This window comes from Zhaonella formicivorans, assembly GCF_004353525.1.
Classification (GTDB): domain Bacteria; phylum Bacillota; class DUOV01; order DUOV01; family Zhaonellaceae; genus Zhaonella; species Zhaonella formicivorans.
Window position 1 is genome coordinate 1,057,531 of the sequence record NZ_CP085524.1, and the last position, 14,135, is coordinate 1,071,665.

A 14,135-nucleotide genomic window follows, 5' to 3' on the forward strand; every position below is an offset into this window, starting at 1 on the left:
CCACTCTGTAATAAAAACACATTTACACACTTGACTCCGTAAAATAGTATACATTATTTACTAGGAAATGGCAAGTTTTTTAATGTCGCAACAAAATGGCCGGCACGCCGTTAGCATTCTACAGCTATTTTCAGAGCAGGAGCGCTAAAAAAGACTGAGCTGGTCAGTGTCTGTTAAACCATTAAGGCAGCCATGTTCTTTTAAAATCTCTATAATTGTCTTGCTAAGCCGGGCTCTCACCCTCAAATCTTCGATAGAGGTAAACAAACGCTCTTTGCGTGCAGCCACAATATTCATGGCAGCAGTTATTCCCACCCCTTGGAGCGCAGCAAAAGGAGGCAGCAGTTCCCCTTCAACAATGCGGAACTTGGTGGCTTCCGATTCCCACAAGTTCACTTTACGCATTTTGAAACCCCTTTGAAACATCTCCAGGGCAATTTCCAAAATAGTGAGCAGGTTCTTTTCTTTGGCACTGGCCTCATTGCCCTTTTGTTCGATGGTTTGTATTGCCTGTCGTACAGCTTTGACCCCCTGGGTAATTAACATGGCATCAAATTCATCAGCCCGCACGGTGAAAAAGCTGGCGTAAAAAGCCTGGGGATAATACACCTTAAAATAAGCAATTCTAAAGGCCATAGTTACATAAGCCACGGCATGGGCCTTAGGAAACATATATTTTATTTTTTTACAAGATTCAATATACCAAGCAGGTACCTTATGCTGCTTCATGGCTTCCTCGTATTCGGGTTTGACACCTTTACCTTTACGCACATCTTCCATAATTTTGAAGGCTATGAGAGGCTCCATCCCTTTGTAAATCAGATATAACATAATGTCATCCCGTGTGGAAATGGCTTCGGAAAGCTTAGCCATACCACTTTTAATCAAATCCTGGGCGTTATTTAGCCACACATCGGTACCGTGGGAAAAACCGCTAATCCTTACCAATTCCGAAAAGGTTTTTGGCTTTGTATCCTCAAGCATCTGCCGTACAAAACGAGTCCCGAATTCAGGAATGCCAAAAGTTCCCACGGAGGAATTAATATCTTCAGGCTTTAGTCCTAACGCCTCAACAGATGAAAACAGCGACATGGTCTTTGGCTCATCCAAAGGAATACTTTTGGCATCTATTCCTGTAAGATCTTCCAGCATTTTGATGACAGTCGGATCATCGTGCCCCAGAATATCCAATTTTACCAATCTACTGCTTATGGAATGATAATCAAAATGGGTAGTAATAGTTTCAGACTTCACATCGTCTGCCGGGCGCTGCAAAGGAGTAAATTTATGAATATCTGTATACTTAGGAACAACCATTAGACCACCGGGATGCTGCCCTGTTGTCCTTTTTACCCCCGTACAACCGGAAACCAGTCGGGCAATTTCCGCATTTCGAGGCTTTTGTCCTCTCTCTTCGAAAAAGTTTTTGACGAAGCCAAAAGCTGTTCTTTCGGCAATAGTTGCGATGGTACCCGCACGAAATACATAATCTTTACCGAACAATTCCTCAGTAAATTTGTGAGCCCGCGGTTGATATTCCCCTGAAAAGTTTAAATCAATATCGGGAACTTTATCACCATTGAAACCGAGGAATGTTTCAAAAGGAATATCATGTCCGTCTTTTTTATACGCTGTTCCACATCTGGGACACTTCTTATCCGGCATATCCGCCCCACAATTGTAGGAACCATCTTCAATAAATTCGCTGTTTTTACAGTTGGGGCACACATAATGAGGGGGTAGCGGGTTAACTTCTGTTATACCGGTCATGGTAGCCACAAATGAAGAGCCTACAGAACCCCGGGAGCCTACTAAATAGCCATCATCATTCGATTTTTTCACCAACTTATGTGCAATCAGGTATAAGACCGCAAAGCCGTTAGTAATGATGGAATTCAACTCTTTGTCCAGACGTTCTCGAACAACTTTTGGCAAATCTTCCCCATAGATCTGGGCGGCTTTAGACCTGCTCATGTTTATAATTTGTTCTTCAGCACCAGGTATCTCCGGAGCATACAGTTCTTCGGGGATAGGTAAAATTTCCTCTGTCATCCTCATTATTGACCGTGGATTGGCAATCACAACTTCGTAGGCCTTTTCCTGGGGAAGATACGTAAATTCCGCCAGCATTTCCTCGGTTGTGCGAAAATAGAGGGGGGCCTGCGGCTCATCCTGGTACCCTTGTCCGCACATTAAAATCCGCCGGTAAATGGAGTCTTCGGGATCTAAAAAGTGGACATCGCCGGTTGCTACAACCGGTTTGCCAAGCACTTCACCAAGTTCTACAATTTTTTTGTTGATATTTATTAAATCTTGCTCGCTTTCCACCATACCTTTGCGGATCATAAAATCATTGTTCCCAATGGGCTGAATCTCCAGGTAATCATAGAAAGCTGCAATTCTTTGCAATTCAGCTTCATTCTTATTTTGTAGAATAGCCTGGATCAATTCGCCCGCCTCGCATGCTGAACCTAAAATTAAGCCTTCCCGGTAGCGCTCCAATTCTTTTCTTGGTATTCTTGGCTTCCGGTAGAAATATTCTAAATGAGCCAAAGTAATTAAACGATAAAGGTTTTCCAGACCTTGCTGGTTTTTGACCAGAATAATTATATGATAAGTTCGTTCTTTCTCCGCCGGGTTGGAGGTGCTGTCAAAAAGGTACCCTTCCACGCCGTAAATAATCTTTACGCCATGTTTTTTTCCAGCTTCATATGCTTCAGGAAAGGCTTGGACCACGCCATGGTCAGTTATGGCCACCGCAGGATGTCCCCACAGGGCAGCTCTTTTGATAACTGCAGAAATATCGGTAAGCCCATCAAGGGCACTCATCTTGGTATGAAGATGTAATTCCACCCTTTTTTCTTCACTGGAATCCTGTCTAAGTTCCGGATCAGCAAGGGAAATATCGTAGGCCATGACGGTCAATTCCTGCGAGAAACGATCTTGCTGAACAGGACCCCGGACAAGCAGCCATTGCTCTTCCTTGAGCTGCGCTGCTACCCCTTTGTTCTTTTCCTCTTCGAAAAACTTAACAGTAATTGCGCTGGTATGATCTGCAATATCAAAAGTTACCAAGGTGCGACCGCTTTTTAATTCTTTAACCTCGAGATTAAAAACACGTCCCTTGACAGTAACTGATTTCTCCTCTTCAACGATGTCTTTAATTAAAACCGGTGGAGAAGTAATGGCTTTACCCAGCAATACCTCCGAAGTTGTTTTTCCACTACCCTCTTCTTTGTTAACCTTTTCAGCCGGTCGGCTAGACAGCAGGCTCCGTTGCAGTTCTTCTTTTTCCAATTCTTCCGGGGAGGGAAGTACTCCATTCTCTTCCGTGCATACCGTCGCTTCAACCTTGCAGGGAGTAAGGAGCATCCGGCCAAGCACATCCTGGATAAGTCTTGAACAATTCTTTTGTTCCAAATATTCCACCAGCATGGGCACTGGAAACTTGAGGACCAATTTGTTATCAAGTAGTTCCAGGTTGACGCAGCTTAACCAATTGCCGACTGCCGGCATTTTATCCCTGATAAAATTAGCAATAAGAGGCCAATAACTGCGGCAAAATAGATTAAGATTAATATTTTGTGTTTGAAAACGAGGAAAAAAAACCAGGTTATTCAACCCCGGCACATGGGCCTTAATTTGCTCCGCCAGCATAGTCAATTGCTCGTGGGGGACAAATTCGTTTATTTTCAAAAAAACTATCCATTCCTTCTTGTGGCGGTCTACCTTAACCTTTTCTACCCACGAGTGTTGCAGGATTTCCTTTACCCCGCCATCCAACTGTGCTTCCCTTAGCAGCTCTTGAAAGCAAAAACTCTCTGTGCGCTTGTCTGCCGGTGATTGCATTGGTTCCAATTTCACCTATTTTCTGTCTTTATTTGCTGTCTTCAAAATCGCAGGAGACAGATTTAGCAATTTCCCAGTACATCTTCATCCTAGCCATAAAGCCTTTGACCAATCCTAATTTCTCTTCTTTCATCACGTGCGTCAAATCCTGTAAGTAAACTTCTTCCACCCTCAAGCCGTGCTCGTGCACGTAACGGGTCAATGCTACTTCCACACCGAAGCGAGTCAAGTCCAGCCTGGCTATTGCTTCCATTATAAAGCGTTTCACGGCTCTTTGTCCTGAGAGGAAAGGAGCTACTATTTGGGCCAGCTCGGTTACGGCTCTCCCCCCCTCGAAAATACCTACAGCCATATCAGCCTGATCAAATAATACAGGTTCCAAAAGTTTGTAAACATGTTGCGCTTCTAAGCCAATTAGATCGGCATCTAAAAACAAAATGACATCATGCTTGCTTTCCCGCACCCCTACCATCATAGCTCCGCCTTTACCTATATTTTCTTGCAAAGCTATGACCTTGGCGCCGGCGGCTTGAGCCACAGCAGGCGTGTCGTCCCATGAACCGTCGCTCACCACGATAATCTCATCAATCAGTTCGATGGGCTTGATGGCCCGCACCACATCGCCTACTGTTTTTGCTTCGTTGTATGCAGGAATGACAGCAGAGACTTTCAACAGTCTACGCCTCCTTAAAAATACTACGATTACAACGGATCTGTTTAGGTCAGCATAAAAATTCCTGCAGTATTATTTTACCAGTCGTATAACATGTTCAACTACATTATCCAAGGATATTGTTTCTTCTTCCCCTGTAGCCCGGTGCTTAAGGTCAACAGTATGTTCGGACACCGTTTTTTTCCCGATGGTTATCCGGTAAGGGTAACCAATCAAATCAGCATCGGAAAATTTGACGCCTGCGCGCTCATCTCTGTCGTCTAGCACTACGTCCACGCCTGCCTGTTTTAGTTCTTGATAAACTTTATTGGCCAGTTCCATTTGAATTTCTTCCTTGGAACTTACCGGTACCACAACCACTTCAAATGGAGCAATTGCCAGCGGCCAAATAATGCCCTTTTCATCATGGTTTTGCTCTACCGCTGCAGCCATGGTTCTGCCAACTCCAATGCCGTAACAACCCATAACTATCGGCTGTTCCTGCCCTTTTTCATCAACAAAGTTAGCTCCTAGGGCTTTGCTGTATTTGGTCCCTAACTGGAATATCTGCCCCACTTCAATTCCACGGGCTGAATTCAGCGTTGCACCGCAGCGCGGGCATAAATCACCGGCCCGGACTACGCGAATATCCACTATATCCGTTGCTGAAAAATCACGCCCATAATTGACATTCAAGTAATGGTGATCGACTTTGTTTGCACCTGCTACGCCATTAACTACTGAGACAACCTCTTCGTCAACATATACAGACACTCCTTGCAGGCCTATGGGCCCTACGAAGCCGGGAGTGGATCCGGTGAGTTGTTCAATAGCATCATCGGAAGCCAGTTTTAATTCAAGGCAGCCAAGAAGGTTCTGTAGTTTTATTTCATTTACCTCCCTGTCGCCCCGAACCACGGCGCAAATTATTTTTCCATCAGCGTCATAGAAAAGTGTTTTTAGCAACCTTTCCGCCGGAAGGTTGACGAAATCTACCAATTGCTCAATGGTATGTACATCGGGAGTGTAGAGCAGTTCCAGGGACTGGAACTCCTCCGTTTCTTTTTCTGCCAGCATGTTTTTTGCTCGTTCCACATTTGCAGCGTAGTTGCACTCTTCACAATAAACGATTTCTGCCTCACCGGAATTAGCTAAAACCATGAACTCGTGGGTAGCGCTGCCTCCAATTGCTCCGGAATCGGCTTCCACGGGACGGAATGTTAAGCCGCACCTGGTAAACACATTCACATAGGCATCATACATTTTTTGGTAACTTCGCTTTAAACCTTCCTCATCCCGATCAAAAGAGTATAAATCTTTCATCATGAATTCCCTGCCCCGCATTAACCCAAAGCGCGGCCTGCGTTCATCCCTGAACTTACTTTGAATTTGGTAGAGCAAGAGAGGAAGTTGTTTATAAGAGCTCACCTCTCTCCTTACCAAGTCAGTAATTATTTCCTCGTGGGTCGGTCCTAAACAAAAGTCCCTTTGGTGTCGGTCCTTTAAACGAAACAGTTCAGCACCGTATACATTCCATCTGCCGCTTTCCAGCCATAACTCAGCCGGTTGAACAATAGGCAAAAGCAGTTCTTGGCCTCCCGCCCGATCCATCTCCTCCCTGATAATGGCTGCAATTTTTTGCATTACCCGCCAACCCAAAGGTAGGTAAGAATAAATACCGGCAGCTGATTTTCGAATCATCCCGGCCCTTACCAACAACTTATGACTTATGACTTCTGCCTCTGCCGGAACTTCTCGCAGCGTTGGCAACATTAGGGCTGACACCCGCATGATATTTACCTCCCTATAAGAAAGTTTTTGTTGCAATTGATACTAAATATTAACGCAAAACATAGTCATAACATCTTCTCTACTTCAGCTAGCAGTGCCTGAACAAGTTGCTCCTGCGGAACTTTAGCTATCATTTCTCCTTTTTTGAATAAAATGCCTACACCTTTTCCTCCTGCGATTCCAACATCCGCTTCCCGTGCCTCGCCCGGACCGTTGACAACGCAGCCCATCACTGCAATTTTCAAGGGCTTGTCTATATGAGCGAGTTTTTCTTCCACTTCATTGGCAATACTTATCAAATCAATTCCACACCTGCCGCAGGTTGGGCAGGAGATCAACTCCACTCCCTTTTTTCTTAACCCCAGCGTTTTTAGGATTTCATAACCAACGGCTACTTCCTCAACCGGGTCCCCTGTCAGTGAAACCCGGATCGTATCTCCAATGCCTTCAGCCAACAAAATTCCGATTCCCACGGCCGACTTCACAGTGCCGCTCTTTAAAGTGCCTGCTTCCGTAACTCCCAGATGCAAGGGATAAGGAACTTTGTCCGCCAGCAGGCGGTAAGCCTCTACCATCAACGGGATATCTGAGGCCTTAAGAGAAACCTTGATAGCGTTAAACTGCAGTTCTTCTAAAATAGTGATGTGCTCCAATGCGCTTTCCACCAAAGCCTCCGGAACCAGCCTGCCATATTTTGCCAACAATCTTTTATCAAGGGAGCCTGCATTTACTCCAATTCTTATTGGCACAGAGCGTTCCTTGGCCAGAGTGGTAATCAATTTGACCTTTTCTTTGGAACCAATGTTACCTGGGTTAAGTCTAAGGCCATCAACTCCGCTCTCGATAGCCTGCAGGGCCAGGCGGTAGTCGAAATGAATGTCAGCAATAAGCGGAATATTGATTCTCTCCCTGATTTTTTTGAGAGCAGCAGCCGCTTCGCTGTCCACCACAGCGACTCTCACTATTTCACAGCCGGCTTTTTCTAGCCGGTGGATTTGCTGTACAGTAGCCGCCACATCTCGTGTGTCAGTGTTAGTCATGGATTGTACAGAAATGGGAGCCTTGCCGCCAATTGCTACTTTTCCTACGTGAATTGTATTACTTATTCTGCGTTTGATCAATTAGACAGCACCATCCAATTTAATTCATTTTAGTATCAAGCGTACAATATCCTGATAAGTTATGAGCAGCATCAAGGCTATTAGGAGAAAAAAGCCAACAAAATGAATAAAGTTTTCCTTGTCCGGCTGCAGGGGTTGACCCCGTAGCTTTTCTAACCCCAAAAAGATTAAGCGGCTGCCATCCAAGGCAGGGATAGGGAATAAATTGATTAAGCCTAAATTAAGACTGAGAATGGCAGCAAAATTAAGCACGCTTGCTAACCCAAATTCCACTGCTTGCCCCACTAATTGCACCATCCCTACTGGCCCTGCCACATCCGCGGGAATTTTACCTATAATCATTTGCACCAGGCTTGTTACCAACAAAATGCTTACACCAACAGCCTGTTTTACACCTAACATAATTGAATTCAAAAAGCCTTGCTTTTCCCAAGCTCTCTCAATACCAATCAGTCCAACCTTGTGTTTAGGGTCCAGTCTGGGTGTTACAGCAAACGCCATTTTCTTATTTTCGCGCAGTACAGTGATTTCAATCTTTCTTTCCGGATTTTTATGGATGATGGCAGTAAGTTCATCCCAGGAAGCTGTCTTTTCACCGTTAATAGCAATTATCCGGTCACCGGCCTGCAGCCCTGCCAGTTCAGCCGCCCCGCCGGGGACAACCCTGCCAACGACGTTTTGGTTTGAAGGTATGCCAATTCCCATGAAAACTATTATAAACAGCGTTAATGCCAGGATGAAGTTCATTAAACTACCAGCAGCTATGACCAGGCTGCGTTGCCCTACACTTTTTGTATTAAAGCCTCGGACATCATCTTCATCCCCCGGCTCCATTCCGGCCATACGGTTAAAGCCCCCGATAGGAAAGGCCCTAAGAGAGTACAATGTTTCTTTAGCTTGATAACCGATTATTTTAGGCCCCATGCCGATGGCAAACTCGTGTACCTTTATGCCCACAGCTTTTGCAGCCAAGAGGTGACCAAGCTCGTGTGCTATAATTAAAACTCCCAAAATCAAAATGGTAATTAAAACTGACAAAACTTCACCCTCTTCCCTAAAATTTAAAGCACTTCAGCCCTACGCTCAACTATTTCCCTAACTTTTAAATCAGTGGTAAGTATTTCCTCAAGCTCAGGATTGCTGCTATGTTCTATTGTATCTAAGCTGTACTCAATCAGTTCACTTATCTGGGTAAAACCGATTCTCCCTGCCAGGAAAAGCTGAACTGCTTTCTCATTAGCGGCATTATAGATACAAGGAGCCGTTCCCCCTGCAAGTCCCGCCTGATATGCCAGTTTCAGGCCGGGGAAATTATCGTAATCAGGTTTTTCGAATGTAAGTTGTCCCACCATAGTCAGATCGAGCCTTTGCCATTTGTTCTCCCATCTGGCTGGCCAGGTCAAAGCATACTGAATTGGCAACCGCATATCCGGTAAACCAAGTTGAGCAAGCATCGATCCATCCCGGAACCTTACTAAGGAGTGAATAATGCTCTGGGGGTGTACCAGGACTTCTATTTTACTTAAAGGCATGGCAAAAAGCCAATGGGCTTCAATTACCTCCAACCCCTTGTTGACTAGGGTTGCTGAATCAACGGTTATCTTTGAACCCATAATCCAGTTTGGATGGCGAAGAGCCATTTGAGGTGTAACTTTAGATAATTCTTCTTTTTGCCAGCCGCGAAAAGGGCCGCCCGATGCCGTTAAAATAATGCTTTCAGCAAATTCAGCCTGGTTTTGCAGGCATTGAAAAATCGCGCTGTGTTCGCTGTCCACAGGCAAAATTGCAACCCCATTTTTACGAGCTTCTTCCATTACCAATTGGCCTGCAGCCACCAGGGTTTCTTTATTAGCAAGAGCTATGTTTTTGCCCAACCTGATTGCTTCTAAAGTAGGCCTTAATCCACAAACACCGCTAACGGCAGTAATTACAATATCAACCTCGGGTAAAGCCACAGCTTCCCTAATCCCTTCTTCTCCTGCCAGTATTTTCGTTTTGACGTTACCCAGCTTTTGTTGCAACGCCGGCAAGAGATGACGGTCTGCTATAACAGCAACCTGCGGTTTGTAGAATAGTATTTGCCGGCTTAACAGTTCAATATTGCTTCCTGCAACCAGTGCATGTATCTTCAATTGTTCCGGGAAAGCATCTACCACCTCTAAAGTCTGTCGTCCAATGGATCCGGTAGAACCTAGCAAAGCTATGCCTTTATTCATCAAATTTCTCCTTACTTCATTTTTGCCAGGCGCGCCATCCAGCCTTGATTACAATTAATAAAATAGGGCCAATTATGACTCCCAGCACCCCAAAAATTTTCAAGCCGCCATAAATGGCAATCAGCGCCTCCAAAGGATGCATTCCTACACTGTCGCCCACAATTTTCGGCTGCAAAAGTTGCCTGACAATAGTAACGAAAGCATATAAAACTAAAAGGGCCAAGGCCAAACGAACTTGGCCGTTAATAAATTCCCAAATCATCCATGGAATAAATACCGCACCCGGCCCCAATACAGGCAGTGCATCTACCAATCCCACAAAAATTGCGATTAATAAGGAATAGTCAACGCCCAGCAAGTACAAGCCAGCTAAAGTCTGCACAAAGGTAATTAACATCAGCACCACTTGTGCCCTGATAAATCCTACCATGGCGGTACCAACTTCTTGTCCAACAGAGTCAATTAATTTAGCTGTTCGCTCGGGCAAAAACCTGTAAATGCTGTTTCTGATTTTCTCTTTATCCCTACTAAAAAAGAAAGTAGCCATTAAAGTAAAGATTATGACTAACAGGCCGCTGGGAATCGAGGAAAAAAAAGCGATTGTGCCGGTTAAAAAGTCACCGGTTAATTCAGTCAAACGATTAGCCAATTTTTCAATATTCGTCGTGGCATTTTGGATTAACTGTTCCGGTATATCCAGGGAAAAATAAAAAGCAGTAGTTTTGTGGATAAGGTCCAAAACCAATTGAGTAAGTTCTCCCGATAATTCCGGCAGCATCCTGGAAAGCCTTATTAGTTCCGAAATCAAGCGGGCGATTAGCCATACTATGCCGGCGAGCAAGCCGCCAATAAGGCAAGTCAAAGTAATGAAAACGCTGGTAGTTCGGCCTATCTTCAGACGAAATTCTAAATAATCAACAACAGGATCAATCAACGCTGCCAGCGCCAGAGCCAATACAAAGGGCAGAACGATTGGAAGAAGGTAAATAATAAATCCCTTTAAAGCAGGAATAATATAGTAATACGCAAGAAACAAGATAATAAGAACACTAAGAGTTGTAACAGACTTTATGGCAAACTTTAATAACCTGGGTGAAATTTCCTTCATAGTGCACCTCAATCTATTATAAACCCTTGCAAATAATAGTATACTACCGGTATTGCAAAGAGTAAGCTGTCAAACCTATCAAGAATGCCGCCATGGCCAGGCAACAAAATTCCGGAATCCTTTATTCCCGCTTCCCGCTTTAAGGCAGACTCCCAAAGGTCCCCCACGATGCCTGTTATTGCTACCAGCACAGAAAGTATAATTCCATGTAATGCAGGCAGCAGCTGCCAAAAATAGTTTAGGAGCATTGCCGTCAAAGCAGTTGCTACTATACCACCTACCGCTCCTTCAACTGTTTTCTTAGGGCTCACCAAGTGGTGCAGTTTCCGTTTGCCGAATTTTTTTCCTACAAAATAAGCCCCGCTGTCGTTAACCCAGATCAAAATTAAAATCATTACCACCCATTGGAAGCCATCAGAAAATTGAAACCTGACTTGCAAGAGATAGCTGAAGAAACCGGCCACGTAAAAGACTCCCAAAAAAGTTAAGGCAAAATCCTTTACATTTCTTTTGCCAAAATTGCTAAGCAAAGATATGGCACCAAACAAAAAAAATGGCAATAGCAACTCAAGCCTGGTGTAAGGGGTTCCCAGATAAGTTGCCCCAAGTATTATCAAGGCGGCAAAATACCCTAAAAGACAAAAAGGTTTTGCGCCTAACCTGTAAACCATGCCGAAGTATTCCTTCAATCCTAATAAGCTTAAAATAGTAATGGTTAAGAAGAATGGCAGCTTGCCCCAATATACGACCAACAAAGCAAAGGGAATACCTAAAAGCGCCGTTAAAAACCTCTGCCACAACATATGCTCACTCCGTTATTTTTTAATGCCACCGAATCTGCGTTCCCTGCATATATAATCCTGTAAAGCTTGGTAAAGGTGCTCCCGCTTAAATTCGGGCCAAAAAACGTCTGTAAACCAAAACTCAGTATAAGCAGATTGCCAAAGTAAATAATTGCTGATTCTAAATTCACCCGACGGGCGGATGAGCAAATCAGGGTCCGGTAACGAACCGGTGTATAAATTGGCGGCAATGACTTCCTCGGTTATTTCTTGGGGGCTAATCTCGCCGGAAATGACTTTCTGCGCGATTGCCCGGGTTGCATCTACCAGTTCGGCCCTTCCCCCATAATTCAAGGCAATATTCAAAATCAGTCCTTTATTATCCTTTGTTAAATTTACTGCTCTAGCCAGTTCATGGCGTGCTGTCTCCGGTAAACTGGCGATTCTGCCGATAGGATTAATTCTAACATTTTTACGGTGCAATTCTGTAGATTCTTTCTGCAGGTATTCTGTCAGCAGGTTCATTAAAACATCAACTTCTTCTTGGGGACGTTTCCAATTTTCCGTAGAAAAAGCGTAAACGGTCAAAACTGCTATCCCCAGCTCAGCACAGGCCTCCACAATTTCCCGCAGAGATTCAACTCCGGCCCTATGCCCTGCAGCCCGCGGTAAACCCCTTTTTTGGGCCCAGCGCCCGTTTCCGTCCATAATTATGGCAATGTGCCGGGGCAGTTTGTTTGACTCTAACGTTAAAAAATTTTCTTTTTTCTTCCTGGTGATAAAGTTTGTTACCGTAGGCCACCTAAAGGGACCCATAAATTTGCATCTCCTTTATTTTATTAACAAACCCCCTCGGCAGAGGGGGTTTATTAATTATTCCTCGACAATCGCTTCGTTTGGGCAAACGCTTGCACAGCTACCACATTCGGTGCAAGTTTCAGGATCAATTACGAAATGATCAGCGCCCTCGGAAATAGACCCTGTTGGGCATTCATCCATGCAAATTCCGCATGATAAGCATGCATCAGTAATTTTATACACTTATTCCACCTCCTTTCGAAGGATCTTTTCATCCACGGGGGAATAAGCCACTACCAGATTAACTTTGCTCTCATCCGAAAAAGTTTGCCTTACCACCCTGCATATTTTCCCCGCTTGTTCTTGGGGTGCTTGTGTAACTGTGATAGTTTCAATCTCAAAGCCATGTTCTTCCAATATTTTTTGAGCCATCGCAACCTGATACGCCAACAACCCCGGGAATTCAACTTGGTTCTTAGATTTCAAGAATTTCAGCCTCTTTATTAGCTAAAATCTTATCAATTTGCTCTATATACTTGTCTGTAAGCTTCTGTACTTGTTCCTGGCCTTTCTTGCACTCGTCCTCAGTAATGGATCCTTCTTTTTCCAGCTTCTTAATACTGTCGTTGGCATCCCTGCGGAAATTCCTAACCTCAACCCTGTACTCTTCTGCTTTTTTCTTAACCACTTTTACCAGCTCGTTCCTGCGTTCTTGAGTCAGCTGAGGTATACTAATCCGGATTACTGTACCATCGTTAGAAGGTGTAAGCCCCAGATCCGATTTGAGAATAGCTTTTTCAACAGCAGCAATCACCGTTCTGTCCCAAGGCTGAATAACTAAAAGCCTCGGCTCTGGAGCTGAGATATTTGCCAATTGGTTAATAGGCGTAGGAGTACCATAGTATTCTACAGTAATCTTTTCCAGCAAAGCCGGATTAGCTCTGCCTGCCCTCAAAGAGCTATAATCCCGCTTAAGAGCTTCGGTTGCTTTTTTCATGCGCTCTTCAACATCTTTTAGCAACGTATCAAGCATTAGTCTCCCCTCCCAACAAAAGTTCCAATTTTTTCGCCTTTTACTGCTTTTAATATATTTCCTTTTTCATTTAAATTAAACACAATTAAAGGAATATTGTTATCCATACATAAAGAGGTGGCAGTCGAATCCATGACTCCCAGTCCTTTATTTAGCACATCTATGTACTGTAGATCGGTAAATCTTTTAGCTTTGGGATTTTTAACAGGATCCGAATCATAAACCCCATCTACTTTTTTTGCCATCAAGATTACTTCTGCTTCAATCTCCGCAGCCCGCAATGCTGCTGTAGTGTCAGTTGAAAAATAGGGGTTACCTGTGCCGGCAGCAAAAATAACCACCCTGTTTTTTTCCAAATGCCTTATGGCTCTGCGCCTGATATACGGCTCGGCAATTTGCCTCATTTCAATGGCCGTTTGAACCCTGGTTGAAACATTAACCTTTTCCAGGGCATCCTGCAGCGCTAAGGAATTCATCACAGTGGCCAACATCCCCATATAATCAGCTGTCGCTCGGTCCATGCCTTGGGCACTTCCGGCAACACCTCGCCAGATGTTGCCCCCGCCAACTACAATTGCCACTTCAACTCCCAAATCTTTAATTTCTTTAATTTGTTCAGCTATTGACTGCAGTGTTGCCTGATCTATGCCAAAGCCCTGGCCACCAGCTAGGGCTTCACCGCTCAATTTTAAAATTATTCTTTTATAGCGAAGGTTTGCCATAAATAAACTTTCCTCCAGTATACCAAATAATCTTTCTACAAACTCCTTAAAATTCCTTTTCTG

Annotated in this window: 13 protein-coding genes; all 13 read right to left on the bottom strand. The window is 44.2% G+C overall.

What is annotated here, in order from left to right; all coding sequences use genetic code 11:
• Positions 1 to 144: 144 nt before the first annotated feature.
• Positions 145 to 3,849 (bottom strand): PolC-type DNA polymerase III, encoded by a 3,705-nt coding sequence (locus EYS13_RS05220; protein ID WP_227766605.1) that lies wholly within the window; start codon positions 3,847 to 3,849, stop codon positions 145 to 147.
• 28 nt (positions 3,850 to 3,877) lie between these two features.
• Positions 3,878 to 4,522: a glycosyltransferase gene (locus EYS13_RS05225; RefSeq protein ID WP_227766607.1), complete on the bottom strand. Its 645-nt coding sequence runs from the start codon at positions 4,520 to 4,522 to the stop codon at positions 3,878 to 3,880.
• Positions 4,523 to 4,594: 72 nt separating this feature from the next.
• Positions 4,595 to 6,292 (bottom strand): proline--tRNA ligase, encoded by a 1,698-nt coding sequence (locus EYS13_RS05230; protein ID WP_227766609.1) that lies wholly within the window; start codon positions 6,290 to 6,292, stop codon positions 4,595 to 4,597.
• A gap of 65 nt (positions 6,293 to 6,357) precedes the next feature.
• On the bottom strand, positions 6,358 to 7,410 hold the full coding sequence (gene ispG, locus EYS13_RS05235; protein ID WP_423055325.1) for a flavodoxin-dependent (E)-4-hydroxy-3-methylbut-2-enyl-diphosphate synthase: 1,053 nt from the start codon (positions 7,408 to 7,410) through the stop codon (positions 6,358 to 6,360).
• A 27-nt stretch (positions 7,411 to 7,437) separates the two neighbouring features.
• Entirely contained in the window at positions 7,438 to 8,451 is a 1,014-nt protein-coding gene (gene rseP / locus EYS13_RS05240) for an RIP metalloprotease RseP (RefSeq protein WP_227766612.1), read from the bottom strand.
• Between the two features lie 23 nt (positions 8,452 to 8,474).
• Positions 8,475 to 9,629, bottom strand: a complete 1,155-nt coding sequence (locus tag EYS13_RS05245; RefSeq protein WP_227766614.1) for a 1-deoxy-D-xylulose-5-phosphate reductoisomerase — start codon at positions 9,627 to 9,629, stop codon at positions 8,475 to 8,477.
• Between the two features lie 16 nt (positions 9,630 to 9,645).
• Positions 9,646 to 10,737 carry a sporulation integral membrane protein YtvI gene (ytvI, locus tag EYS13_RS05250; protein ID WP_227766616.1) on the bottom strand — a complete coding sequence of 364 codons (1,092 nt, stop codon included), beginning with the start codon at positions 10,735 to 10,737 and terminating at the stop codon, positions 9,646 to 9,648.
• Between the two features lie 8 nt (positions 10,738 to 10,745).
• Positions 10,746 to 11,540, bottom strand: a complete 795-nt coding sequence (locus tag EYS13_RS05255; RefSeq protein ID WP_227766618.1) for a phosphatidate cytidylyltransferase — start codon at positions 11,538 to 11,540, stop codon at positions 10,746 to 10,748.
• Positions 11,541 to 11,552: 12 nt separating this feature from the next.
• Complete coding sequence (uppS, locus tag EYS13_RS05260; protein ID WP_227766620.1) at positions 11,553 to 12,335, bottom strand: undecaprenyl pyrophosphate synthase; 783 nt, start codon at positions 12,333 to 12,335, stop codon at positions 11,553 to 11,555.
• A 57-nt stretch (positions 12,336 to 12,392) separates the two neighbouring features.
• Entirely contained in the window at positions 12,393 to 12,560 is a 168-nt protein-coding gene (locus EYS13_RS05265; RefSeq protein ID WP_227766622.1) for a DUF362 domain-containing protein, read from the bottom strand.
• Positions 12,561 to 12,803, bottom strand: coding sequence for a hypothetical protein (locus tag EYS13_RS05270; protein ID WP_227766624.1), 243 nt, complete (start codon positions 12,801 to 12,803; stop codon positions 12,561 to 12,563).
• The gene (gene frr, locus EYS13_RS05275) at positions 12,793 to 13,350 is read right to left on the bottom strand and encodes a ribosome recycling factor (RefSeq protein WP_227766626.1); all 558 of its coding nucleotides are present in this window, start codon (positions 13,348 to 13,350) and stop codon (positions 12,793 to 12,795) included. Before frr ends, EYS13_RS05270 begins: the two co-directional genes overlap by 11 nt.
• Positions 13,350 to 14,072, bottom strand: a complete 723-nt coding sequence (pyrH, locus tag EYS13_RS05280) for a UMP kinase (protein ID WP_227766628.1) — start codon at positions 14,070 to 14,072, stop codon at positions 13,350 to 13,352. The genes frr and pyrH overlap by 1 nt, the downstream gene beginning before the upstream one ends.
• Positions 14,073 to 14,135: the final 63 nt, after the last annotated feature.